This window comes from Variovorax sp. Varisp46 (genome assembly GCF_059491885.1).
The window spans coordinates 4274575-4299690 of record NZ_CP168515.1 but is presented as its reverse complement, the minus strand read 5'-3'; the positions used below and the strand labels follow the sequence as shown (position 1 = coordinate 4299690).

The 25116-nt window shown below is 67.5% G+C and carries 22 protein-coding genes; 10 read left to right on the top strand and 12 right to left on the bottom strand.

What is annotated here, in order from left to right:
* Window positions 1-30 precede the first annotated feature (30 nt).
* Window positions 31-723, top strand: coding sequence for a c-type cytochrome (locus tag ACEN9N_RS20390; RefSeq protein WP_007835005.1), 693 nt, complete (start codon window positions 31-33; stop codon window positions 721-723).
* 69 nt (window positions 724-792) lie between these two features.
* Here the strand turns inward: ACEN9N_RS20390 and pcaG are convergent, their stop codons facing one another.
* Together pcaG and pcaH are read right to left on the bottom strand one after the other, a co-directional pair.
* The gene (gene pcaG / locus ACEN9N_RS20385; RefSeq protein WP_007835003.1) at window positions 793-1401 is read right to left on the bottom strand and encodes a protocatechuate 3,4-dioxygenase subunit alpha; all 609 of its coding nucleotides are present in this window, start codon (window positions 1399-1401) and stop codon (window positions 793-795) included.
* Window positions 1402-1418: 17 nt separating this feature from the next.
* Window positions 1419-2144, bottom strand: coding sequence for a protocatechuate 3,4-dioxygenase subunit beta (gene pcaH / locus ACEN9N_RS20380; protein ID WP_413314333.1), 726 nt, complete (start codon window positions 2142-2144; stop codon window positions 1419-1421).
* Window positions 2145-2251: 107 nt separating this feature from the next.
* On the opposite strand from pcaH, the gene ACEN9N_RS20375 reads away from it, so the two are divergent.
* A complete protein-coding gene (locus ACEN9N_RS20375) occupies window positions 2252-3241 on the top strand; it encodes a LysR substrate-binding domain-containing protein (protein ID WP_042673628.1) in 990 nt (329 codons plus the stop codon).
* 101 nt (window positions 3242-3342) lie between these two features.
* Here the strand turns inward: ACEN9N_RS20375 and ACEN9N_RS20370 are convergent, their stop codons facing one another.
* Window positions 3343-3777: a DUF1841 family protein gene (locus ACEN9N_RS20370; protein WP_007838777.1), complete on the bottom strand. Its 435-nt coding sequence runs from the start codon at window positions 3775-3777 to the stop codon at window positions 3343-3345.
* Between the two features lie 136 nt (window positions 3778-3913).
* Here ACEN9N_RS20370 and ACEN9N_RS20365 point away from each other — a divergent pair, with 136 nt between their 5' ends.
* The 8 genes from ACEN9N_RS20365 (at window position 3914) to ACEN9N_RS20330 (ending at window position 16086) form a co-directional block, all read left to right on the top strand.
* Window positions 3914-4042, top strand: coding sequence for a hypothetical protein (locus ACEN9N_RS20365; protein ID WP_413314332.1), 129 nt, complete (start codon window positions 3914-3916; stop codon window positions 4040-4042).
* 38 nt (window positions 4043-4080) lie between these two features.
* Window positions 4081-7296, top strand: a complete 3216-nt coding sequence (locus tag ACEN9N_RS20360; RefSeq protein WP_495654402.1) for a hypothetical protein — start codon at window positions 4081-4083, stop codon at window positions 7294-7296.
* Window positions 7297-7381: 85 nt separating this feature from the next.
* On the top strand, window positions 7382-7888 hold the full coding sequence (locus ACEN9N_RS20355) for an OmpA family protein (protein ID WP_007838288.1): 507 nt from the start codon (window positions 7382-7384) through the stop codon (window positions 7886-7888).
* Window positions 7889-7997: 109 nt separating this feature from the next.
* The gene (locus tag ACEN9N_RS20350) at window positions 7998-11108 is read left to right on the top strand and encodes a glutamate ligase domain-containing protein (protein ID WP_495654401.1); all 3111 of its coding nucleotides are present in this window, start codon (window positions 7998-8000) and stop codon (window positions 11106-11108) included.
* The gene (locus tag ACEN9N_RS20345; RefSeq protein WP_495654400.1) at window positions 11105-11275 is read left to right on the top strand and encodes a hypothetical protein; all 171 of its coding nucleotides are present in this window, start codon (window positions 11105-11107) and stop codon (window positions 11273-11275) included. The genes ACEN9N_RS20350 and ACEN9N_RS20345 overlap by 4 nt, the downstream gene beginning before the upstream one ends.
* A gap of 75 nt (window positions 11276-11350) precedes the next feature.
* A complete protein-coding gene (locus ACEN9N_RS20340) occupies window positions 11351-13165 on the top strand; it encodes a peptidase domain-containing ABC transporter (protein ID WP_495654399.1) in 1815 nt (604 codons plus the stop codon).
* Between the two features lie 45 nt (window positions 13166-13210).
* The gene (locus ACEN9N_RS20335) at window positions 13211-14527 is read left to right on the top strand and encodes an HlyD family type I secretion periplasmic adaptor subunit (protein WP_007838298.1); all 1317 of its coding nucleotides are present in this window, start codon (window positions 13211-13213) and stop codon (window positions 14525-14527) included.
* Entirely contained in the window at window positions 14524-16086 is a 1563-nt protein-coding gene (locus ACEN9N_RS20330; protein WP_495654398.1) for a TolC family protein, read from the top strand. Before ACEN9N_RS20335 ends, ACEN9N_RS20330 begins: the two co-directional genes overlap by 4 nt.
* 4 nt (window positions 16087-16090) lie before the next feature.
* Here ACEN9N_RS20330 and ACEN9N_RS20325 read toward each other — a convergent pair whose 3' ends face one another.
* Genes ACEN9N_RS20325 through ACEN9N_RS20285 form a run of 9 tightly spaced genes read right to left on the bottom strand, consistent with a single transcriptional unit; the run spans window position 16091 to window position 25114 of the window.
* A complete protein-coding gene (locus ACEN9N_RS20325; RefSeq protein WP_495654397.1) occupies window positions 16091-17509 on the bottom strand; it encodes a sigma 54-interacting transcriptional regulator in 1419 nt (472 codons plus the stop codon).
* A gap of 10 nt (window positions 17510-17519) precedes the next feature.
* Window positions 17520-19514, bottom strand: a complete 1995-nt coding sequence (locus ACEN9N_RS20320) for a TadG family pilus assembly protein (protein WP_495654396.1) — start codon at window positions 19512-19514, stop codon at window positions 17520-17522.
* 58 nt (window positions 19515-19572) lie between these two features.
* On the bottom strand, window positions 19573-20106 hold the full coding sequence (locus ACEN9N_RS20315; protein ID WP_495654395.1) for a TadE family protein: 534 nt from the start codon (window positions 20104-20106) through the stop codon (window positions 19573-19575).
* The gene (locus ACEN9N_RS20310) at window positions 20103-20576 is read right to left on the bottom strand and encodes a TadE/TadG family type IV pilus assembly protein (RefSeq protein WP_413314322.1); all 474 of its coding nucleotides are present in this window, start codon (window positions 20574-20576) and stop codon (window positions 20103-20105) included. The genes ACEN9N_RS20315 and ACEN9N_RS20310 overlap by 4 nt, the downstream gene beginning before the upstream one ends.
* A gap of 34 nt (window positions 20577-20610) precedes the next feature.
* Window positions 20611-20967: a DUF3613 domain-containing protein gene (locus ACEN9N_RS20305; protein WP_413314321.1), complete on the bottom strand. Its 357-nt coding sequence runs from the start codon at window positions 20965-20967 to the stop codon at window positions 20611-20613.
* Window positions 20964-21854 (bottom strand): hypothetical protein, encoded by an 891-nt coding sequence (locus ACEN9N_RS20300; protein ID WP_495654394.1) that lies wholly within the window; start codon window positions 21852-21854, stop codon window positions 20964-20966. The genes ACEN9N_RS20305 and ACEN9N_RS20300 overlap by 4 nt, the downstream gene beginning before the upstream one ends.
* Window positions 21851-22807 (bottom strand): type II secretion system F family protein, encoded by a 957-nt coding sequence (locus tag ACEN9N_RS20295; protein ID WP_413314318.1) that lies wholly within the window; start codon window positions 22805-22807, stop codon window positions 21851-21853. The genes ACEN9N_RS20300 and ACEN9N_RS20295 overlap by 4 nt, the downstream gene beginning before the upstream one ends.
* On the bottom strand, window positions 22804-23808 hold the full coding sequence (locus ACEN9N_RS20290; RefSeq protein WP_413314316.1) for a type II secretion system F family protein: 1005 nt from the start codon (window positions 23806-23808) through the stop codon (window positions 22804-22806). Before ACEN9N_RS20290 ends, ACEN9N_RS20295 begins: the two co-directional genes overlap by 4 nt.
* Window positions 23801-25114 (bottom strand): TadA family conjugal transfer-associated ATPase, encoded by a 1314-nt coding sequence (locus tag ACEN9N_RS20285; protein WP_413314314.1) that lies wholly within the window; start codon window positions 25112-25114, stop codon window positions 23801-23803. The genes ACEN9N_RS20290 and ACEN9N_RS20285 overlap by 8 nt, the downstream gene beginning before the upstream one ends.
* Window positions 25115-25116: the final 2 nt, after the last annotated feature.

Here is a 25116-nt window from a genome sequence, read left to right as displayed (position 1 = left end):
CTGTACTCTCCACGAGATTGTGCGCGCAAAATGAACAAGTTGTTGACCACGATGTTTGCCCTTGCTGTCGCTTGCGTGACGCTCTCGGCACAGGCCCAGCAAGTCACTGGCAAGGCCCAGGACGGCGCAAAGAAGGTTGCGATGTGCGTGGGCTGCCACGGCATCATCGGCTACCAGGCCAGCTTCCCTGAAATCCACAAGGTGCCAATGATCGCCGGCCAGAGCGCCACGTACATCACGGCAGCGCTCACCGCGTACAAGGGCGGCGACCGCAAGCATCCCACCATGCGCGCCATCGCCGACACGCTCACCGAGCAGGACATCGCCGACGTCGCCGCCTACTACAGCCAGCTGGGCGTGAAGCAGGACGATGCACCACCGGCCACGCTCGCCAAGGCCACGCCCGAGAACATCCAGGCGCTGATCTCTCGCGACAAGGACAACAACTGCACCAAGTGCCACGGCGCCAACTTCAACACGCCGAACGACGGTACCGTGCCCAAGCTGGCCGGCCAGCATGCCGACTACCTGTTCGTCGCGCTCAAGTCCTACCGCGTGAAGAACAACCCGCACCTCGGCCGCTCCAACGCAGTGATGGGCCAGCAGGTCGAACCCAAGAAGTTCACCAACGCCGAACTCAAGACGCTGGCCAGCTACATCAGCTCGCTGCCCGGCGAACTGAAGACGGTGCCCGAGTCGCGCATTCACCACGGCGCCGAATAAGCGCTTCGAAGCCGGCAATAAAAAAACCCGCTGCGAGCGGGTTTTTTTGTGTTCGGGATTTCCCTGAGATCAGACGTCGAAGAACGCCGTCTCGTCCGTGCCCTGCATGCGGATGTCGAAGCGGTACGTCACCGCGCCGCCTTGCTCCACGCGCTCGGCGATCAGCGTGTGGCGGCGCTCGGCGGGCACGCTCTGCAGCACCGCGTCCTTCGCGTTGGCCTCGGCCTCGTCGCTGAAGTACACGCGCGTGAACGCGTGCAGCAGCAGCCCGCGCATCAGCACGATCACGTTGATGTGCGGCGCTTCGCCGGGCGCCTGCGCGCCGGGCTTCACGGTGTGGAACACGAAGCGGTTGCCCTCGGCGGTGCCGGTGCCGACACGGCCGAAAGCGCGAAAGCCCATGGCGCGCGCTTCTTCGGGCGTCTGCGGATAGCGGCCTTCGCCGTCGGGCTGGCTGATCTCGACCAGCGCGTCGTTGATCGGGTTGCCGTCGCCGTCGATCACGCGGCCCTCGAGGCGAATGCGCTGGCCGGCGGCGGCGTCGAGCGCCAGCACGGCGTCAAAGGGCTGGTCGAAGTCGTAGCCGTACTGCGTGGCGGTGAGGCCGTAGGCGAAGTAGGGGCCCACGGTTTGCGAGGGGGTCTGGCCGTAGTCGGCTTCCTGTGCGGTCATCAGCATGGTGTGTGTCTCCTGGCTCAGCGGTTCTCGAAGGGCGTCTCGTCGGCGCCGCGCAGCACGATGTCGAACTGGTAGCCCAGTGCGTAGCCTTCCTCGGTGATGTCGAGGCTGAAGTCGGCAATGAGGCGGTTGCGGTAGCGCTCGGGCGTGCCGGTGATCATCGGGTCGTACTGCAGCAGCGGGTCGCCGGGGAAGTACATCTGCGTGACCAGGCGGCTCGCAAAGCTCTGGCCGAACAGCGACATGTGGATGTGCTGCGGACGCCAGGCGTTCGGGTGGTTGCCCCAGGGATAGGCGCCGGGCTTGATGGTGAGGAAGCGATAGCGGCCTTCGCTGTCGGTCAGGCAGCGGCCCGCGCCGAGGAAGTTGGGGTCCAGCGGCGCGTCGTGCTGGTCGACCTTGTGCACGTAGCGGCCGGCGGCGTTGGCCTGCCACAGCTCGACCAGCGTGTTGGCCACCGGGCGGCGTCGCTCGTCGAGCACCTGGCCGGTGAGGATCATGCGTTCGCCCAGCGGCTCGCCGTTGCGGCGCGCGTTGCGCGTGAGGTCGTGGTCGAACTCGCCGATGCTGTCGTGGCCGTACACCGGCTGCTGCAGCTCGCCGAGCGAGGCCTTGAGCGGGATCAACGGCTTCTGGGGGCCGCGCTTCACGGTGGACTTGTAGCCCGGATAGACGTAGCTGGGATGGGCTTTCCAGTCGCGCGGGGTGAGGGTGGGCTGAGGCCCTTGGGTCTTGGTCGACATGTGCGTTGTCTCCTGCTGTCGTGGGACGAATCGGGAAGCCGCCACTTTAGAAGCGCCATCCGATGATGTAAATTGAAGAATTCTCCGTTCTCAATAACCAACAGGAATTGAAAGACTCCGCCGATCTTCGACAGGATTTCGTGCGCAGCGTGCAGCTGCGGCACCTGCGCTGCCTCGTGGCCGTGGCGCAGGAGCGCCATCTCGCGCGTGCGGCCGAGCGGTTGGCGCTGAGCCAGCCGGCGGTGTCCAAGACGCTGTCGGAGCTGGAGGCGATCGTCGGCACGCGGCTGGTCGAGCGCAGCAAGGCCGGCCGGCGCGGCGTGCAGGGGCTCACGGCGGCCGGCGAGCAACTGCTGGCGCATGCCCTGCGTGTGCTGGAGGCGCTCGACGCCAGCGCGCAGGCGGTGGCGCCGGCGTCGGGCGGGCGCATCGAGCGGCTGCGCATCGGCGCGCTGCCGAGCGTGGCGCCGGCGCTGCTGCCAGTCGCGCTGGCGCGGCTGCGCGACAGCCGGCCATCGGTGCAGATCGTGGTGAAGAGCGCCGCCAACGCCGTGCTGCTCGACGAACTGCGCGCCGGCGAGCTCGACCTGGTGGTCGGCCGCATGAGCGATCCGCGCCTGATGGGCGGCCTGAGCTTCGAGTTGCTGCACACCGAGCCGCTGGTGTTCGCCGTGCGCGCCGGCCATCCGCTCGCATCGAAGGCGGTGTCGGTGCAGGCGGTGCTGGCCTATCCGCTGGTGGTGTACGGCGAGGGCACGATCCCGCGCCACAACACCGAGAGCTTTCTGTCGGCGCGCGGCCTCGTGCTGCCGTCCAATGCATTGCAGACGCTCGACGTGGCGGTGGCGCGCGCGCTGGTGGCGGTGTCCGATGCGGTGTGGATCACGCCGCTGGGTGCCGCGCGCGGCGAGCTGGCGGACGGGCGCCTCGTGCGGCTGCGCATCGAGACCGCCGGCACCGAGGAGCCGGTCGGGCTGCTGCAGCGCAGCGATGCCGAGCCTTCGGCCCTGCGCGGCGCCATGGCCGCGCTGTTGCGCGAGGCAGCCAAGGAGCAGGGGGCGGTCCCCCCAGCGGCCCGGCGCAGGCGCGGCGGTTAGCCGGCTTTCACCAGGAACGCCGCGGAACCGGCTTTGCCGGGCCGCAGGTGTTGCCCCCTGCAAGGGGGGCGAAGCGACACGAAGTGCGCGAAGCCTGGGGGTTAGTCCTTGGTCGCTCGCCGCTGCACGCAGGCGACGTAGCCCTCGCCGTCCGGCGGCCTGCCCGCCCGCTGGCTCTCCCACATCATCTGGCCCAGGCAGTCCATTGCCTCGTGATGCGCATGCAGCAGCGAGCCGCGGCGCGCAGCCAGCAGCTCGACGGCCTGGCGGATGCCGCGCGGCTGGTCGATGGAGCACTGCTCGCTGATCGACAAATGCATCGACAGATGAAGGAACGGGTTTTCGCGCCCGTTCGATCCGTCGTAGACCCGTGCCACCGCCGCGTCGGCATCGGCGAGATCCTCGTGGTACTCGGGATGCTCGTCGATCCAGCCGGCGGCGATGGTCTCGAGCGCTTCCATCGGCAAGCCCTGCCGGTGCTTGGCGTACACGTCGCAGAAGAAGCGGCGCACGTCTTCCTGGGAGGGATTGAACATATCTATAGAAGAGGAAGAAAGAAATAGAAGGAAGTGGGTCCCGCGCAAGAGCCGGTACGCAAGCCCGGAGCAAGACCTCGGATGTGCCGGACGTTCCGGGTACAGGGGGTTACGTCGTTACGTAACGAATCGCTGAATGACCTTCCTGCGGGCTGATTCCGAACTCCATCGGCAGGCCGGTTCAAAGAAAAATTTCCATACGAATCAACAAGTTGCGGTGCCTGAAGGCGGTTTGGCAAGGGGCGAGCAAAAAGCGGCACGCTAGTTGCCCCTGAGTAGGCATCTTTTGTCACAGAGGCTGCCATGACCGCTCAACAAGCATCGACGAATTCGACCGAAGGACTTGCCGCCGCAGGCGGTGCTCCCGTGGTCATTGCCCAGGCCACCGTTACTCCGCTAGGCGCTCCTGCCATGGCGAGTTCGGCGGCGCCCGCTGCAGCTGGCCCGTCCAGCATCGGCACATTATCGAATGCCACGCCGGGTGTCGCCGTGATGCGCGACGGTGTCCGCATTCCGGTCGATGGCAATCAGACACTGGTGGCCGGCGACCGCGTGATCGTTCCGCAGGACGGCCACGCCAACGTTCTCTTTCCCGGCTCGGCGACCAACAAGGCTCCGCTGGCCGGCGTGTTCACCGGCGGCACCGATGCCACCATCGGCTCGACCAAGCTGCCGGGCGGCCTCGAACAAGTGAATGTGGACGTCGCTTCGGGCGACCTGCAAGTGACCCCGCCGGACAGCGATGCGGATGCCGCTGCCCTGGCCGTGACCAAGAAGCTCGCAGCCGGCAGCGGCATCGGGCTGGGTGAATTCGCACTCGGTGCCCTGGGCGCCGCCGCACTCGGCGCCGCGCTCGGCGGCGGTGGCGGCGGCAGCGACAGCGCGGTCCCGCTGCTCCTTTCGGGCGTGGGCGACTCCGATGCGGATGCCGACGCCGATGCGGACGCTGATGCGGATGCGGACGGTGATGCCGACGCCGACGCCGACGCCGACGCCGACGCCGACGCCGATGCGGATGCGGATGCTGACGCCGATGCAGATGCAGATGCAGATGCAGATGCAGATGCAGATGCAGATGCCGATGCAGACGCAGACGCAGATGCCGATGCCGACGCCGATGCCGACGCAGACGCAGACGCAGACGCCGATGCCGATGCCGACGCAGATGCAGATGCCGACGCAGATGCAGATGCCGATGCCGATGCAGATGCAGATGCAGACGGCGATCACCTGCTCGATCCGGGCGACGGCCTCGTCGGTGGCGCGGTCGGCGCGGTCGATAGCACCGCTGGCCTGGGCGGCGCGCTCGCTCCCGTGGCCCCGGTGGTCGACGGCGTGACCGACGTGGTCGACAGCGTGCTGGCACCGCTGCTCGGCTCCGAGTTCACCCGCGATGATCCCAACGCGCTGGACCCGGTCGACGAGGTCGTCGGCAACATCACCGACCCGCTCGGCAACAGCCTGAGTCCCATCGTGGACACCCTGCTCGGCGAGGGCGTGACCGATGCGCTGATCGGTCATCTGAACGGCCAGGTGGACTACCTGACCGACGGCCTGAACAACCTCCTTTCCAATGAAGGCCCGCTCGGTGGCCTGACCTCCAGCCTGGGCCTCGACAGCCTGCTGGCTGACGGCGGTGTGGTCGGCAACACGCTCGACGGCCTGCTCGGCGACAACGGGTTGGTCGGCAACCTGCTGGCAGACGATGGCCTGGTTGGAGGCCTGCTCGGTGAAGGCAGCCTCGTCGGCGACCTGATCGGCCAGGGCAGCGCCCTCGACGGCCTGCTTGGCGGAGTGGTCGGCGACGGCGGAGCCCTGGATGGCGTGCTCGGCAACGACGGTCTTTCCGGTGGCTTGCTCGGCGGCGTTCTGGGTGAGGACGGCCTGGTCGGAAGCCTGCTCGGCGAAGGCACGCCCCTGGGTGGCTTGCTGGGTCCGGACGGCGCAGTTGGCTCGCTGCTCGGCACGAACGGCACGCTCTCCGACGTGCTGGGCGAAGACGGCCTCGCGGGCGGCCTGCTCGGTACCACCGGCCTGCTCGGCAGCTTGCTCGGCGAAAACGGCGTGCTGGGCGGCGTGCTCGGCGAAGAAGGCCCGTTGGGCGGCGTTCTCGGCGGCGAAGGTGGCCTGCTCGGCGGTGTGCTCGGCGACGGCGGCACCCCGGGCACGGGCGCTGGCCTGTTCGACCCGGCCGACGGCATGGCCGGCAACCTGGTCGATGGCCTGAATACCGGCCTGGTGGGCGAGCTTGGTCTCGCGAACACGCTCGGATCGGTGGTCGGCCTCGCGGACGGTCTGACCGACGCCGCCGGCGGCCTGCTGGCTCCGGTGCTCGGCAGCAGCTTCTCGGAGAACAACCCCAACGTGCTCGACCCGGTCGATGGCGTCGTGGGCGAAGTGGCGGCCGGCGCCGGTGGCCTGCTGAGCCCGCTGACCGATCAACTGCTCGGTGAGGGCACGACGACAGCACTGCTGAACGGTGTCACGGCGCAGGTCGACTACCTGACCGACGGCGTGGCCCACCTCGTGTCCGGCGACGGCCTGCTCGGCGGCGTGACCGATGGCGGCACGGGCGGCCTGCTCGATGGCGTGCTCGGCAGCGATGGCCTTCTGGGCGGCGTCCTTGGCGGCGTGACCGATGGCGGCACGGGCGGCCTGCTCGACGGCGTGCTCGGCAGCGACGGTCTTCTGGGCGGCGTTCTCGGCGGCGTGACCGATGGCGGCACAGGCGGCCTGCTCGACGGCGTGCTCGGCAGCGATGGCCTTCTGGGCGGCGTCCTTGGCGGCGTGACCGATGGCGGCACGGGCGGCCTGCTCGACGGCGTGCTCGGCAGCGACGGTCTTCTGGGCGGCGTTCTCGGCGGCGTGACCGATGGCGGCACAGGCGGCCTGCTCGACGGCGTGCTCGGCAGCGACGGCCTTCTGGGCGGCGTCCTTGGCGGCGTGACCGATGGCGGCACGGGCGGCCTGCTCGACGGCGTGCTCGGCAGCGACGGCCTTCTGGGCGGCGTCCTTGGCGGCGTGACCGATGGCGGCACGGGCGGCCTGCTCGACGGCGTGCTCGGCAGCGACGGCCTTCTGGGCGGTGTCCTCGGCGGCGCGACCGGTGGCGGCACCGGCGGCCTGCTCGATGGTGTGGTCGGCAACGACGGCCTCGTCGGCAGCCTCCTGGGCCAGGACGGCCTGGTGGGCAGCCTGCTCGGCGGCTTGTCGGGTGGCAGCAGCCCGGTGGCAAACATCCTGGAGCCCGTCACCAGCGTGGTGAGCGGCGTGACCGATGCTGCTCCGGTGGCATCGAACCCGACGAGCGCGGTTTCCGACCTGCTCGCCCCGGTGACCGACATCCTGGCCGGTTCGGGGGCCGCTTCCCCGGCCGGCGACCTGGTGGGCAGCGTCACGCACGCGGTCACTCCGCTGGTGACCGACGTCGTGACCCCGATCACCAGCCTGGTCGATCACAGCCCGACCGGCACCGCCCTGTCGCCCGTGACGAACGTGCTGCACGGCCTGCTGGGCTGAACGGCAACAAGAACGCAGAAGGAGCAGTGGGGGAGCGCAGCACCAGGGACAGGCCGCCACCGGCCTGTCCCCCGAAAGGATCGATATGAAGAAGAATTTCCAGACACTGGCCATCGTCGCCCTCGGCGCAGTCCTCGTGGGCTGCGCGGCCCCGAAGACGGGCCGCGACGACGCAACCTACTACTACTCGAACAAGGGCGCGGCCGCCCCGGTGGCGAAGGTGGAGCCGCCCCCTCCGCCGCCGGTGCAGAACGGACCGGCCGGCGTGGCGAAGATCGTCTATTTCGACTTCGACAGGTACAACATCCGGCCCGGCGACCGCAACGTCGTCGAGGCACACGCGGGCTTCATGCGCAACCGGCCGGCGAGCCGGATCGTGATCGAAGGCCACACCGACCAGCGCGGCGGGCGCGAATACAACCTCGCGCTCGGACAGCGCCGCGCCGACTCCGTGCAGCGCACGCTCACGCAACTGGGCGTGCCCGCCGAGCGCATCGAGGCCATCAGCTGGGGCGTGGAGAAACCCGCGTCCACCGAAACCACCGAGGAGGGCTATCAGCTCAATCGCCGAGCCGAATTCAGCTACCGCTGAAGCCGGATCACCGCGATGACTTCGACGGCAGTTCCCGGTCTGCGCACACGCCATCGAAGCGAGAGCAGATGACGGGCGCGGCCGGTCTCCCGCATTGGATCGGGGCCGAATGATGTCCTTCACAGACCAGCTCCACGCCTGCCACGAACGCCTGGCTTCGCTGTGCGCGGCGCTGCCGCCCCCCTATCCGGCGTTCACGCTGTTCTTCTCCGTGAGCGATGGCGCGCAGCGCGCACACGTCGTGCACGCGCGGGCCGCCGAATTCGAAACCGCCTGGCGCGAAGGCGCCGGGCGCGTCGAGCGCTGGGTGCGCGAGCGCGGCGTCGTGTCGCCGTGGCTGCGCATCGACTGGGTCGAGGGCGCGAGCCCGATGGAGTGGGTGCAGTTCAAGACGCAGCTCACCGCCGTCAAGCGCAACTACTTCCGCCTCGGCCTGGCCTTCGACCAGGACTTCGCGCTCGCCTTCACCGAGCAGGAGCTCAATGCCAACGCCATGCTGTGCGGCGACTCGACCATTGCGCATTCGGTGGTGAACCCGCGCAACTTCGAGGTCTACGGCCAGGAGCGCTTCCAGTGTTCGCCGCCGCTGGACAGCATGCCCTCGGAGCAGCCGGTCTACCTGCTGGCGACGGTGGGCGTGTTCTGCCAGCCCGACGGCGTGGTGCACAAGCTCGTGGGTACGGGGCTCGATGCGGGCCGCCGGCAGCTGCCGGCGCTGAACCCGCAGTCGGTGCTCGACCTCGTGCGCAGCGGCTCTTCGTATCTCGCGCGCCAGGTGCAGAGCGACGGCCTCTTCGTGTACGGCTATTTCCCGTGCTTCGATCGCCGCATCCCGACCTACGACGCGGCGCGCCATGCGAGCGCGCTCCACGCCATGCTCGAGGCGTGGGAGCTCACGCGCGACGAAACGCTGCGCGCGGCCATCGACCGCTCGCTCGACCATCTCACGGCCTCGCTGATCCGCGACTACACGCTGGCGGATGGGCGCGCGGTGGCGTTCCTGGTCGACACCGGCGGCGAGATCAAGCTCGGCGGCAATGCGGCCTGCGTGCTCGCGCTGGTGAAGTACAGCGAGCTGATGGACACGCGCCACTGGCTGCCGCTGCTGGAAAAGCTCGCGCTCGGCATCGTGTCGCTGCAAGATGCGTCCACCGGCCGCTTCAACCACGTGCTGCACGCGGCCGACCTCACGCTCAAGCAGGCCTCGCGCATCGTCTGCTACGACGGCGAGGCGGCCTACGGCCTCATGCGCCTGTACGGCCTCACACGCGAGCCGCAATGGCTGGCCGCGGTCGAGAAGGCCTTCGACCATTTCATCGCCAGCCAGCATTGGCAGGTGCATGACCACTGGCTCAGCCGCTGCGTCCACGAACTCACGCACTGGAGCCCGCAGGAGAAGTACTTCCGCTTCGGCCTGCAGAACGTGGCGGGGTATCTCGACTTCGTGCTCGACCGGAAGACCACCTTCCCGACGCTGCTCGAGCTCATGCTGGCCGCGCAGCAGATGCTCCAGCGGCTCGAAGGCATGCCCGCGATGCGGCACCTGCTCGACGAGCTCGACACCGAGAAGTTCTATCGCGCGCTCGACTACCGCGCGCACTACCTGCTCAACGGCTTCTTCTGGCCCGAGATGGCGATGTACTTTCGCCGGCCGTCGAGCATCGTCGGCTCGTTCTTCATCCGCCATCACTCGTTTCGCGTGCGCATCGACGACGTGGAGCACTACCTTTCGGGCTTCGCCGCCTACCACCGCTACCTGGTGGAGCGGCGCACCTTGCCCGGTGCGGGCGGCGGCGGGAGTGCCGGCGTGGGCGGCGTGCGCGACGACGGCGCCGCCTGGACCGCGAGCGAGATGGCGCACGTCACCGACGGCGAATGGGTCGTCAAGCCCGAGGACGGCTGGCGCGCCACCGGCGTGGCGCAGCGCTCGTTCATGCGCAAGGGCCGCGTGGTGTTCGACCACCAGGCGCGGCCGTCGAAGACGCCGCTGGCCGCCGTCACGCTCAAGGGCGTGCTGCAGCCGGCCGCCGCCGTGCTGTGCACCGACCCCAAGCCGCACCTCGACAAGCGCGTGCCCGTGCTCAAGGTGCCGAACGTGCTGCAGGCCGTGCTGGAGCTGGGCGATCATGCGCGCGCCGAGTTCACCGGCCGCGTGTGCGGCGTGCTCGGCAGCGGCGCGGCGAACGGCGTCGCCAGTGGCACCGTGGCCGCCATGCTGGCCGGCGCGCTCACCGTGTGGGGCGAGGTCGGCCAACCCGAGGGCAACGTCAGCCTGCCATCGGGCATCGCCTGGAACATGACCTGCATGCCACGGCACGCCGCCTACTGGGTGCTGGAGATGGGCACCTCGCACATGCCGGCCTCGGCGCAGCTGGTGCGGCCTTCGCTGCTGGTCGTGACGGGGCTCTCGGCTGCGTCGCAGAAGCACCGCGGCCCGACCGAAGCCGCCGCGCGGCTCGACAGCCGGATCCTGCAGGCCATGGCGCCGGGCGGCAGCGTGGTGCTCAACCGCGACATGCCCGAGTTCGCGACCTTCGCCGAAGCGGCAACGGCGCGGCAGCTGCAGATCGTCACCTGCGGCGAGCACGAGGATGCCGACGTGCGCCTGCTCGCCTTCGACCACGGCGAGGTGCAGGCGCTGGTGGCGGGCGAGCCCTTCCAGCTGCGGCTCAATGCACCGGGGCGCCACATGGGCGCAAGCGCCATCGCCGCGCTTGCGGCCCTGCAGGCCATGCGCCTGCCGCTGGCCGCGGCGGTCGAGCCCTTCGCGCATTTCGAGCCGCCGGGCGGCCGCGGTGCGCTGCACACCATTCACATCGGCGGCGGCAGCTTCAAGCTGATCGACGAGACCTACGACGCCAACCCGAGCTCCATGCGCGCGGCGCTCGAGATGCTGTCGCAGGCCCCCTGCGAGCCGGCACGGCGCGTGGCGATCCTCGGCGACATGCAGGAGCTCGGCCCCGCCGCGCAACGCCACCACCTCGACCTCGAGGCCGAGCTGCTGGCCTCGCAGCCCGACCGCGTGCTGCTGTGCGGCCCGCTGATGCGGGCACTGCACGCGCGCATTCGTACAAAGGTTCGCTCGCACTGGTTCGTCGATGTGTCCGACCTGTCGACCGCGCTCGGCGGGCTGCTGCAGCCCGGCGACTGGGTGTTGGCGAAGAGTTCCGCAGGCGTAGGCCTGTCCCGGTTGGCCCGGGTTTTGAAAGCACTGCCATGAGCACGAGATGGGATGTACTTCCGCAATCGCCCTTCGACCATGAGGCGCCGCCGCGGCGGCGGCCGCGGATGCGCCGCTGGTGGCTGGGCTGGGCGCAGCTGCTATGCGCCTGGGTGCTCTGCATGCTGCTGTGCGCCAACATCGCACTGGTGCTGGCCGGAGCGTGAATTATTGCCTTGTAACAGTGAGGTAACAGTTGATAATGGCTCAGGCGTCATTGCACGACGGATCGGCTTTTTCCCATGATCAAGTTTCTCTTGCCCAGCCAGCTGGTTGCCGAAACGCCGGACGAGCCGGGTGCCAGTCCTTATGCCGGGGCACTGAACGCCGCGTTCCGCGCGGCCTACCCGCTCGTGAAGAGCGCGGCATGGCGTTCGCTTCCCATCAGCCTGTTCGGGCTGCTGCCCTCCATCTTCCTGCTGCAGGTGTATGACCGCGTGCTGTCGCGCAGCGGCTTCTCGACGCTCGCTGCGCTGGTGAGCGGCATCCTGTTTTTCCTGTGCATCGAGTTCTGGCTGCGCACACGCCGTTCGCGCCTGTTGCGCAACGCGGGCGCCATCATCGACCACGGCGTTTCCGGTGCCCTGCTGCAATCGATGCTGGCCCGGCCGCTGCGCGCGCTCGAGGCACGTCCCGCCTCGGTGTGGCAGCAATACTTTCGCGACGTGGGCTCGGTGCGCGGCACCGTCACCGGCGGCCTCGCGCAATCGATCTTCGACCTGCCGATGGCGATCTTCGCGCTCGCCGTGATCGGCATCGTCGCCTTGCCGGTGCTGCCCGTGGTGGCGGCGTTTCTCGCCATCATGTCGTTCCTGGCCTGGTGGTGGGCCGACGAGGTCCGCGCCGGCCGCGTGGAAGAAGTGCAGCGCGGCCGCGGCCTCGACCGCATGACCGCCGAGATCTGCCATGCGCGCGAAACGCTGAAGACGCAGGCCAACGACGGCCCCATCAGCGACATGTGGCGCCAGACCTACAACGCCTGGCTCACCGAGAGCTTCAGCAAGAACGGCCAGATCGAGACCGCACGCGACGGCACCACCGTGCTGCTCACGGTGTTCTCGGTCATCGTGGTGACCGTGGGCGCCGTCTCGGTGATGGAGCAGTGGATGACGGTGGGCGGCCTCGTCGCCTCGAACATGCTGGCGCTCAAGGCGCTGCAGCCGGTGGCCGGGCTGGTGTCGAACTGGCGTTCGCTGGCCACCGCCAAGGAAGCCGCCAAGCGGCTCGAGAGCGTGCTGTGCGAACCGGTCGAGAAACCGCCCACGGGCATGACCCTGCCGCAGCCGCTCGGCCGCATCACCCTGAAGGACGTGAGCTTCAGCTTCACCGACACCGCGCAGCCGGTGCTGGAAAACGTCGACCTCGACATCGGCCCGGGCGGGCTGCACGTGATCGTCGGGCGCAACGGCGCGGGCAAGTCGACCATGGTGAAGCTGCTGTCGGGCCTGTACACGCCCACGCGCGGCATCGTCAGCATCGGCGAGTACGACCTCTCGCAGTTCGGCCGTGAAGAGCTGTCGCGCTGGATCAGCTACCTCTCGCAGGAGGTCTACTGGTTCGGCGGCTCGCTGATCGACGTGATGCGCCGCACGGCGCCCGGCCAGAGCGACGAGCAGATCGTCGCGGCCTGCAAGCTCTCGGGCGCGCACGACTTCATCTCGCGGCTGCCTGACGGCTACCGCACCATGATCGGCGAAGGCGGCACCGGCGTGTCGGTGGGCGAGCGGCGCAAGCTCGCGCTGGCCATGAGCTTCCTGCGCAAACCTTCGGTGCTGGTGCTCGACGAGCCCAGCAACGACCTCGACTTTCAGAGCGAGCGAAACCTGCTCGCCACGCTGCTCGCGGTGGCCAAGGTGCGCACCGTGGTGGTGGTCACGCATTCGCTGCGCATCGTTTCCGCCGCCAACGTGGTCTATCACGTAACGGGGCAGGGCAACGTGGAGCAGGGCGCGGCGGCGGTGATGGTGCCGAAGCTGTTCGGCGTGAAGAAGCCGCTGGTGGCGCTGGGCGATGCGGAAGACGGCGCGGGCGCCGCTGCCTCCCGTTCGATGGCGTGACGAAGAACGAACGAAGAGCGAATGACGAGTGATCGGGGACGCGACTTGAAATCAGATTTGCCGCAGATTCTTCAGGACGAGAACGACAGGCGCGCGGCCCAGGCCTCGCCGCAGGGGCGGCGGCGGCAATGGATCATCGGCGGCGCAATCGGCGTGCTGGCGCTGGTCGGCCTCGGTTTTCCGATGGAAACCGTGGTTGTCGCACCCGGTCGCGTGATCCCCTCGGACCGCGTCAAGTCGATCCAGCATCTGGAAGGCGGCATCGTCAGCAACGTGCTGGTGAAGGAAGGCGAGAAGGTCAAGCAGGGCCAGTCGCTGGTCGAGATCGATCTTGGCGGCAGCGGCCTCAACTTCGAGGAGCTCTCGGCCCGCTACGCGGCCACGCAGGCCACGCGCGTGCGGCTCATGGCCGAGAGCCGCGGCCAGCCGCTCAAGCGTGAATCCTTCGCCGCCGACATCGACGAAAGCGTGTTCGAAGGCGAGACCGGCGCCTACCAGGCGCGCGCGCTCGAACAGCGCGGTGTCATGGCCGGCGCCGTGTCGGGCCTGGAGCAGGCGCGCAGCAAGCAGCTGGAGCAGCAGGCCAAGGTCAAGGGCCTGAGCGACCGGCTGGCGCTGATGCAGAAGGAGCTCGAAATCTCCGAGCAGCTGTTCAGCGAGAAACTGGTCGGCCAGGTCGAGGTGCTCGAGAAGCGCCGGCAGGCCGAAGGCGTGCGCAGCGAACTCGCCGTGGCGCGCCAGGGCGTGATCTCCGCCAACGCGTCCATCACCGAGGCGCAGGCCAAGATGGCCGAGGCCGAAGGGCGCTTTCGCCGGCGCGCGTCGGACGAACTGGCCACGGTGGAGCGACAGTTCGCGAGCCTGAGCGAAGACCTGGCGCGCGCGCGCACCCAGCGCTCGCGCACCGTGGTGAAGGCGCCGTCGGACGGCATCGTCAAGGGCCTGCGCAACTCCAGCCCCGGCTGGGTCGTGAAGCCCGGCGAATCCATCCTCGAGGTGGTGCCCGACGAGGACGAGATCATGGTCGAGGCGCGGCTCAACCCCAACGACCGCGGCTTCATCGAAGTGGGCCAGCCGGCGCGAGTGAAGATCACCGCCTATGACTACCTGCGCTACGGTGCCGTCGACGGCAAGGTCAAGCTGGTGGCGGCCGACGCCGACCGCGACCCCGCCATCGCCAGCGGCGCGCCGTACTACCGGCTGCTCATCAGCATGTCGCAGTCCCATGTGGGCCGCGACGAGAACCGCATCACGCCCGGCATGGAGTCCGAAGTGGACTTGCGTGTGGGCACCGATCCGTTCATCTGGTACATCCTGCGACCTGTGCTCAAGCTGCGGCGCGAAGCCTTCCGCGAACCATGAAGTACCGCCAACCGGCCGACCGACGCCGCATGGGCGCCGGCGTTGTCTGTGCAGCGCTGTGCGCGAGCTTCGTCCTGCCGCCCGTCGCCTTCGCGCAGGAGCAGCAGGAGGCGGGTACCCGGCTGTTGCTCGCGCGCCGGCTGTCTCCACCCTCGCTCGGCGCCGCGAGCTACACCCAGCAGGTGAAGCAGGCCCTGGTCGCGCTGTCGCAGGACTACCCCGAAGTGCAGACCGCGCAGGCCGCGGCCAACACCAGCAGCTACGGCGTGGACGCGGCCAGGCAGGCGCGCTACCCGCGCTTCAAGTTCGGCACCTCGTCCGGCAACTACAACAGCGGCGCGGCCAATGCCAAGACGCAGAGCTACACCGTGCTCACCGCCGAGGCGCGCGTGAGCCTCCTCGACGGCGGCGCCATGAGCGCGGCGCAGCGCGCCGCCGAAGCGGCCAACCAGGCAGACGACGAGGCCGTCGTCACCACCTCGCAGAAGGTGGTGCTGGATGCGCTCACCGCCTACCTGCAGGTGCAGCGCTTCGACCTGAAGAAGCAGATCGCGCACAAGGCCACCGAGGTGGTGGCCGAAATCTCCAAGGCCGAAGCCCGCCGCGTGGCATTGGGCGTGAGTGGCGACAACGACCTCAACATGGCGGCCTCGCGGCGCGCGCTGGTGGCCGCGCGCGAGTCCGACTTCGAGGCGCAGCGCGACGAGGCCCTTGCCAAGTTCCGCAACTACTTCAAGTTCTCGCCCAATGCCGAGTCGCTGCCCGTGCTCGCGGCGCCGGCGCAGTGGCGCATCTCCTCGCAGGAAGAGGCGCTGCGCCGCGCCGAGTCGCGCAGCACCGAGATCGCCGAGGCGCAGGGCCGCATCGACCGCGCCAAGGCGCTGGCCGACCAGCAGGACGCGAGCCTCTACCCCTCGCTCGACGCCGTGCTCGTGAAAAGCAAGGACCCGCGCGGCGTGTCGCCGCAGGACCCGACGCGCGCCGCCTTCGAACTCAGCTGGAACTTCGGCAACGGCTTCGACCGGCAGCTGCGCCTGAAGTCGGCGCTGGCCGAAGTCGCCAACCAGGAAGCCAAGCTCGAAAGCGTGAAGCTCAACCTGTTCGAGCTCACATCGGCATCGTGGGCGCGCACCGTGTCGGGCCGCGAGCGCGAGCGCCAGCTGATGGAAGCCGTGAGCACGGCCGGCCAGGCCTTCCGCGGCCGCCGCCGCCTCATGGAGTTCGGCCGCGAGACCCTGCCCAAGGTGCTCGACGCGCAGCTCGACTACTACACCCTGCTGTTCGACTACATCGATGGCGTGTTCGACCTGCGCATCTCCGAGCTGCGCCTGGCACGCACCACCGGCGAACTGCGCATCGACCCGGCCGGCCCCAACGGCTGGATCGACCGCCTCTTTGGCGCGCCGAGGCGGCAGGTGCTGACGGAAGACGGGCTGCTGGGTGCGCTGTGCATCTCGAGCAACACGGCGTGTGCGAGCGAGCCCGTTGCCGAACGCACCGTGGGCGCGGCAGGAGCGAACCCGCCGCTGCGCAAGGCCTCGCGCCTGTCGACGCGCTGAGAGATCAGGCGTCCTCGGGGATGCCTGGCTCGCCGTCGAGAATTTGGTACTTGCGCATCTTCTCCCACAGCACCTTGCGGCTGATGCCCAGATGCTGCGCGGTGTCCTGGCGTTTCCAGTCGTTGATCTCCAGCGCCGCGATGATGCGGTTGCGCTCGCTGCTGTTCCAGCCCTTGCGGTCGCCGCTGCCATCGAGCGAGCCGTTGCCGTTGCCCATGCCGTTGCGCTCGCTCGGGGTCGCCGGTGCCGGCGTGCCGCGCGTGAGCGCAATCGCGCGCTGGATCAGGTTCTGGTCCCAGCCGTGCAGCTGCCGCGCGATCACGCCCACGCGCTCCGCGAGGTTGCGCAGCTGCCGCACGTTGCCTGGAAAGTAGGTCTCGGCCACCGCATCGCTGAGCCAGTGCGGCGTTTCGCCGAGCGCTTCGAGCTCGTCGCCGAGCACGTTGCCCAGCAGCGCCTTGAAGATCGCGATCTTGTCGACCTCGCCGCGCTCCTCGAGGCTGGGCACGTGCAGCTCGATCACCGCGAGCCGGTAGAACAGGTCGGCGCGAAACTCGCCGCTCGCCACCATCTCGCGCAGGTTGCGGTTGGTGGCCGCCACCAGCCGGAAGTCGACCCGCACCGGCGCCGTCGCGCCCAGGCGCGTGACCGCGCTGTCTTCCAGCACGCGCAGCAGCTTCACCTGCTGGTAGCGCGGCAGGTCGCCGATCTCGTCGAGAAACAGCGTGCCGCCCGTGGCCTGCTCGAAGTAGCCGCGGTGCGCGTGCACCGCGCCCGTGAACGAGCCCTTGGTGTGGCCGAAGAACAGCGACTCGAAAAGCCCGTCGGGAATCGCGCCGCAGTTCACCGCCACGAACGCGCCCTTGCTGTAGTGCTGGTGCCCGAGGTGCAGCTGCTGCGCGATGCGCTCCTTGCCCACGCCCGTCTCGCCGCGCACCAGCACGCTGTGGTTGCAGTCGGCAAAGGCGCCCACTTCGGCCAGCAGCGCCTTCATTGCCTCCGAGTGCGCAACAAGAACGTCGGGCGCCTGCGGCGCCACTTCGCGCGCGCGCAGCTGCCGCACCAGCTTCGCGACCATCGTGCGCAGCTCGGCGCAGGTGAAGTCGTAAGGCAGCACGTGCAGGTACTCGGGCGGATAGGTGCGCGAGTCGCGCTCGCGCGACCCCGCCGCGACCCAGATCACCGGCATGCCCTGCAGCAGCTCGGTCGCATGCGCCAGCCCGCCGCTGTCGATGACGGTGACGCTGATGATCGCCACCGACGGTCGCAGCGCCGTGCCGCGGTCCTGCGGCGGAGGCGGCATGCCGTCGGCCCGGATCACCTCCACGTCGAAGCTCGCCATGCACCGCGCGATGCGGTCGAGGATGTCGGCTTTGCCTTCCCAGACAAAGAGGTCGAGTTCGTCGAAGTTGGGGGCACTCATGAGAATCGATTCAATAAACCAGTTGTGCGCCGCCCTGACACGACAGCCGTGCTCCAACTTCGGTCTTTGCGAGATCGATGCCGAGCGCAGTAAGCAGGGTGTTCACCAAGGGGTCGATGAGAGGCGAGAGAACCGCGGAGATCGCCTGCCGAAGCAAACCGGCGACCACGTCGATGGTGTTTCCCACGCCCGCCAGGAGGTCGCCCAGGGGGCTGTCGACCGATGGCTTGTACATGTGGATGTCGAGCTGTGCCAGCGTCTGGCGTAGGCTACCCACGAAATTGCTCGCAGCGACGGGTTGATACGGCGTAGGAATCTGACTGGCAGAGATGTCTGGCAGGTTGCTGTTTGCGGGCGCTACGAATTCGAGGGTGTCGCTTGAGCCTGCTACGGGCGCTTTGTCGATCGCCAAGCCGATGCCACCGCCGGTAAAGGCCTGCCGATCGGCCGTACTTCTCTTGTCATCGCTGACCCACGTGTTTCCCTTTTTCCAGGTGTAGACGCAACCCAAAAGACAAGTCTTTTTGGCGGTCATCGAACCGATATCAACCAGAGGAATGGGCTCTACTTTCGGGGGATCTTTGCTGGCGAAGGCTTGCGTGGCGGCCTCCGCGGCACTGTTGCCGATCTTTCCCACGCTTAGGGTGGCGGCCGAGGTGTCCGCAATCACAGACAGCGTCTTGCTGCCGTCTGCAGGGCAGCTGTATTTGTCGACGTGAGCCTTGCCTGCTGCTACCTCGAGGTTGATATCAATGCGAAATGGGGATGGCACTAGGCGCAGGTCTGTCACCTGTGACTCACATCCGATGCAGATCAAGTTTTCGACGACGCCGAACAGGTTCAAGTGAAGAAGGTTATTGAGCAGGTCGGTTACCGGCTGCGTCAGTTTGAAGACCTCATTGGGCAGGTTGATGACGCCGGTAAGTGCGGTCGTGAAGTCCACCGATATCAACGCACGCACCTGCGCCGTCCGAACGCGAATGCCGTTTGCCCCCAAGGGGTCCAGCATGGCCAACTCGGGGTTTCCGATGGCCGAGGTTTGCGGCGGTTCGATGACTTTGACGGTGGTGACCACGTTGGCAAGGCCAAGCAGGTTTGACGGGGCACTGAGGGACACTGCACTCTGGCTATTGGCCAGCTGAACGAAGGCCTGCGTCAGCTGGAAGGCCTGCAGATTGAGGTCCAGTGCGCTGCTGGGCGTACCCGTGGCAACCCCGAGAATCTCGGCAACGCTGAGCTGGACATTGGAAACCTGTGTCGTCAGCCCGGTCATGTCGTTGAAGCCGTTGAGCGCTATCCCCGTCAGCGCGCCATTTTTCTCGAGAACCGTGGCCAGCGCCTTCAACATCTTTCCCGCGGTGATGTTCGAGTTGAGCACCTGCTCGTACTGACCGGCCTGCAAGCCGACCTGAAGCGCGATGGCATCCAGGAATGACAGCAGGTTGATCTGCGTGGTCACGAGACCTTGCCAGCCGACTGCTGTGAGGGCCACATTGCCACCCAGGAGCTTTCCGAAGACCGTGTCCAGCAGCGCGGACTGGGTCGAGTCGACGGAAAGCAGCGTGCTCCGGATGCTGAGCACCGCCTGCGGTATCGACTGGTACGCGATGGCGGAAACGACGATCGAATGCTGGGCGTTTCCGGTGAACGAGAGCGGCAGCATCGAAGGGCTCCGCGTGATGGAAACGCGCACTGCATTCAACTTCTCCCCGGCATTCGGCGCGCCGAAGTAAAGCGGAGGGGCGCGAAACACCGGGTCCCAGTTGCCGCATACCACCTCGGCATCCGTCAGCGGGTCGATGCCGACCGGAAAGTTCTTTGCGGCGTTGTCCTTTGCAGCCTGCTGAGCAACGCCGCATGCGGACGGCTTGAGTGCCTGGGCGCCTGCCAGTGCGGCTAGGTCGACCGTCTTCTGAAGCTCCCTCTTCATGAAGAACAGGTAGCCGAGTTCCGTGCCGATCAGAACGATCAGTATCAGGCTCATCGCGATGGCCGTGTTGACCATGATCGATCCGCGATACCGTTGGCGGGATGATTTCGATGCGTGTCTCATGGTGTGCCTTTCACGACGGAAGCACGGCGGTTGTCCGGCCCGTCAGCGTGTCCGGCATCCAGCGGCTGGTGTCCAGAAGAGGCAGCGTAGGCAGCAGGCGGTTGGCGCTGTAGGGATAGGCCACGGTCACGACCGCTCCCGTGGCTGGCGCGGAGCCGCCTGCACCCGTCAACACCACATTCACGTTCACGTGGCTCTTGATCCAGCCTAGGCGGCTCGCCATGTCTGCACTGCTGGCTTCCGGCACGACCAGCGAACCCGCCAGGGATTCGTGGATGGCGTCCTGGACCCTCTGCCTGCGCAGGGCGTCATCCGAAAGACCCATCATGGAAGGCTGCGATAGCGCGCGTGCGCCGTCTTCGGCGGCTCGCGACACGGTCTGCTGGACGTACAGGACCGCCCCGAACGTAGCGATGCCGTAGATGGCAAGGAACAGGAATGTGAAGACGAATGCGAACTCGATCGCTGCAATGCCACGCTGGCGGCATCGGTGGCCGGCAGCGGACCGGAGCCGTTCCCGCGCCGTTGCGATGCGCTTCGTCATGGTGTTCTCCCGTCGAGCAGCATGCTCGCCTTGGCAACCAGGGTGTCGGGCACGGCAAAAGCGGGCAGCGGCGGCAGCATGTCCTTGAGGCCCGATGCGGTGATCGTGACCACGATCTGGCACCGCTGTTCCCACAGGATGCTGCACACGCGGGTGGCCGAGCAATCGTTGCTGGCCACTTGGCAGATCTTCGCATCCACGGTGGGCGCGACAGGCAGCAGGCCGCTGGCCTGGTCGCGCGCGACGTCGTGCGCTTTGGCAGCCCTGGTGGTCGCGCCGACCGGATACCGAAGCGCTGCCCGTGCACCATCCTCGGCGGCATTCTGCAATCCGAAGCGGATGGCGAAGAGAACGCCGTAGCAGATGATGGCGTAGAGCAGGGTGAAGAAGAGCAGGAACGCGATGGCGAACTCGAGCGCATAGACGCCACGTTGGGTACGCGGATTCGTCCTGGAGCGCGAGAGCTTCATGGTGTGCCGTCGTTCGAAAAGCGAAGCCCGGCGGCTACCTGCCGCCGCCTGCGCTGCTGCCGGTCTTGACTGTCGAGTTCAGGCGCTCGGGAATCGGATACTCGAAGCTCTTCAGATAGCGTTCATAGCTTCGGCGTGCGACATCACCCGCAATGGGGCGCGCCGTGGGCGATGCGAAGCTGCCGTCTCGCTGCCTTGCGAGCAGGCTCGTCGCGGCATCGCCAACTTGCAGGGGCGGTGCTTCGTCGTACTCGGCCTCTTCCTGCGGTGCGGCTTTGGCCGTGTCGTCTTGTGCGGGCGCGTTCTGTGCAGAGGCGATGGCGGCGGCCAGTGAGAGAGAAAGGCCGACCATCGGCCCGGCGGCCCTTAGGCGGGAAAAAGGGTTCTTCATTCTGTGCCTCGTGAGATCGAACTGCGGGAAGTCATTGCGCCTGCATTGGCCTGCTGGCCGCCCATGCCGGGCCAGCGCGCCGCCTTGAGCTTGAGCGGCGCCGTGCTGTCGTCGTAGATCGATGTCCCCATGGTCGCCGCTCGGGGGAGCGGCTGCACGGCAGAGAGCGGCGCACCGCCCAGTTGCCGTGCACTCTCGCGAATCGCTTCGCGCGTCGCGGGCGACATGCGGTGGGCTTCCATCAACGCGTCGGCTTGCGCTCTTTGCTGCGTGACTTCGAGGTACAGCGCAAGGTTGGCTTGTGCCTGGGGGTTGTCGGAGCGCAGTTGCAGTGCCTGCATCAGCGGCAGGCGCGCCTGCGAGATGAGCCCTGCGCGGAGGCTGGCGTAACCCAGGTCGCTCAGGAGCACCGCATCGGTCGGATTGCGCCGTTGCGCTTCCTTCAGCAGCGCAACGGCTGTGGGATAGTCGCTGCGCCCGCCCGCCAGCAGTCCGAGGCCGTGGTAGCCGGCGCCCTCCAGCGGCGTGCCGATCAGGCGCTTGTAAGCTGCCTCGCTCCCTGCAGTCTCGCCCGTCTGGCGCAGCGCGTCGGCGCGCATGCGGCTCGAATCAGGAGAGGCACCCCAGCGCTGTTCGAGCGCATCGATGTGTGCAAGCGAAGCGAACCACAGGCCGTCCGTCTGCATCTGCTCGACGAGCTTCATGTACGTTGCGGCGGTGTCGATGTTCGCCGCGTTCTTTTGCGTCGCGGCAGCCTCTGCGGCCATCCGCTGTTGCGCATCGGCCGCAGCCGGATACAGGCCCTTGGGCCCGCCGCAGCCGGCCAGCATCATCAGGGACGCAAGCAGCGCGCAGGCGCACTTCGAGTCATGCAAGGCGATGTTCATTTGGACATGGCTCCCAGTGAACGGATGATGGCGATGAAGCCTGGGCCGGCGGTCACGATCACGAGCGCCGGCAGGAGCGTGCTGACCATCACACCGGTCATCTTCACGGTGATCTTGCCGATGCGCGCTTTCATCTCCGACTTGCGGTGTTCGCGCAACCGGTCGCTGAATATGCGCAGGGGTTCCTGGACGGCGCCGCCGTGGCGATCGACCTGCACGAGCAGGGAAACCATGCCCGCGAGGTTGTCGTTCGCATGCAATGTGCCCAGGCGTGCCAGCGAATGCTCGCGTGTGCGGCCGCGGCTGTATTGGCTGTTGGCGAGATTCAGCTCGTAACCCAGCACCGGCATGACGTGCGAGAAGTCGTTGGCCATGATCTGCAGGCTCTGGTCGAGGCTCAAGCCCACACCCTGAAGAAGCCGCAGGAGATCGATGAAGAGCGGCAGCTCATGCGCCACGCGTTCGCGCCGTTTGGCGGCCAGTCGGCCGAGCAGCCACTTCGGAACCATGAAGCCGATGCCGATGGCCGACGCCGCGATGATGGTGAGCTTTCTCGTCGAGACCGCTCCGGGCCAGAACAGCAGCGCCAGCGTGGGCAACAGAATGGCCAGCGCGAGCCGTGTGACCAGAAAGACGAGCTGCGCCCGCGCCGAGGAAAATCCGCACTGGTCGATCAGCCGCCGGTCTTCGTCGGCCACCAGGGCCTTGCCGATCCGGGTGTTGAGCCAATGCAGCGGGAGGTCGGCACCGGCGCGCCTTGCGGCCTCGACTTCCGACAGGCCATCGACGACCGGCGAGACGACCGCATCGTCGCGATGGAGTGCGCGGCCGATGGCCTTGCCGCGCCGCGCGCGCCGCGCTTCGTTGACCATCAGGCCCGCCGCCGCGGTGCAAAGACCGAGCGCCAGCAGCGCGAGGCTCCATGCGGCGAGCTGCGTGGGAGTGAACGTCATGTCAACCTCGCCAGGCGATAGAGCAAAACGGTGCCAAGCAGCTGCAGGCCCACCGCGCCGAAAATCATCATCTGGCCGGTGGAGTCGTGCCACATCCGCAGGAAGTAGCCCGGGTTGGAAATGATGATGAAGCCGCCCACGCCCAATGGCAGGAGACCGAGGATCCACGCCGACAGCCGTGTTTCGGCCGACATTGCGACGAGTTCGTGTTGGGCCTGCTCCCGGTCGCGCATGAAGTTCGCAACGCGCTCCAGCAGCAGGTCCGCGCGCCCTCCGTAGCGCACGCCCAGCCCGAGGATGGATGCCAGGAGATACATCTCCTCGACGCGCACGCTGGCTGCCGTCTGGTGCAGCGCACGGTCGAGGTCCACACCGGCGCGCACCAGGTTGGCCGCGCGCTCGAGATAGTTTTGCAGCGGCGCCTGCGTGGATGAAATCGCCAGTTGAAACGCGGCCTGCGTGGAGTTGCCGATGGTTATGAGGCGCACCATCGAATCGATGAATGCGGGAAGCTGCCCGACCAGTTGGCGGCGAAACTTCTGAAGGCGCAGCCACAGCCCGAACAGAGACAGGGCCAGTAGCACGACGAACGTCCCAGCGGCGCTGATCCAGCCGGCGAACAGGCCGGCCACCGCGCTAAGTGCCACGATCGCGAAAGCGCACAGCGCGATCGCCTGTACCGAAACGGCGCCTTCCAGCCAGGAGGGCAACAGCGCCTGCAGGCGTGCCTTGTGCGTCGGCTCCGGTGGCGGCTCGCCGCCAGCATTCATCCACGGGTCTGCCGCGATGCCGCTGCCAGGCGTGTCGATGAACGAGGTGCGCGGCGAAGCTGATAGCGAAGCTTCCACGGCGACAGCCACGGCCTTGGCCTCGAGTTGCTGTGCCAGGTGGCGGTAGGCGGCTCGCCGCTCCTGGCGCCCGCGCGCCCATTGCCAAAGCAGGATGCCTGCCGCCGCGAGCAGCAGCGCAAGACACGCCATGCCCAGCAGGATCTCATCCACGGCGGTCCCCTTGCGCACGCGTCATCATCTGACGGAAGCGGGTGATCTTGGGCGAGTGAGGCGCGATGCCGAGGGATATCCATCGGTCGCGTTCTTCGCCGTCGGGCGACACGATCGGGTCGTAGCGGTAAAGCTCCTGCATCGCCACGACGTTGTCGTTGACGCCTGTGATCTCGCTCAGCGAGACGATGCGCCGCTGGCCGCCCGACATGCGCCCGATCTGCACGATGAAATCGATGGCATTGGCAATCTGGCGGCGCAAGCTCACTTCGCTGCCCTGGTAGCCCGCAAAGCCCGCGAGCATCTCGAGACGGTAGAGGCATTCGCGCGGGGAACTGGCGTGGATGGTGCCCATCGAGCCTTCGTGGCCGGTGTTCATTGCCTGCAGCATCTCGATCACCTCGGCGCCCCGGACTTCGCCGACGATGATGCGATCCGGCCGCATGCGCAGGCTGTTGCGCAGCAGGTCGCGGATCGAAACCACGCCTGTGCCGTCGAAGCCGCCGGGGCGGCTTTCGAGGCGCACCACATGAGTGTGGCCGAGCGAGAGTTCCGCCGTGTCTTCGATCGTGATCACCCGTTCGGCGGGCGGAATGAAGCTCGCGAGGGCGTTGAGCAGCGAGGTCTTGCCGGAGCTCGTGCCGCCGCTGACGAGAATGTTGCAGCGCGCGCGCACGGCGATCTCGAGCAACTGGGCCATGCCTGCGTCGAAGGTACCGAGCTTGACCAGGTCTGCCGGTGTGAGCGGCTCCTTGCGGAATTTCCGGATCGATACAGAAAGCCCGTCGATGGCCAGCGGTTCGATGATGACGTTGATGCGTCCCCCGTCGGGCAGCCGCGCATCGACCATCGGGTTGGCTTCGTCAAGCCGACGGCCCAGCGGTGCGAGGATGCGGCGCACGATGCGCATCACATGCTCGGTGTCGGCGAAGCGCAGCGTCTCGCGTTCGAGCACGCCATTGCGCGATACGTAAACGTTCGTGTGCCCGTTGATGAGGATGTCTTCCACCGCGGGATCGTTGAGCAGGTCTTCCAGCGGCCCGAATCCCGCCAGTTCCTTGGTGAGCGCATCGGAGATGAGCTGCATCTCGCGGTCGTTGATCGGCACCCGCCGCAGCCGTACGAAGCTGTCGACTTCCAGCTCGACGAACTGCTGGATCGATGCGCGCGACCAGCGGCCGAATTCCGCGCCGAGCTCCTCGATGCGGCTGAGCAGATGGTCGTGCGTCCAGCTCTTGATGTCCTGGAACTGCTGCGAATTGATGAATGCCTGATCGTCGTCGGCAAATTCGATTTCGGTGGACATTG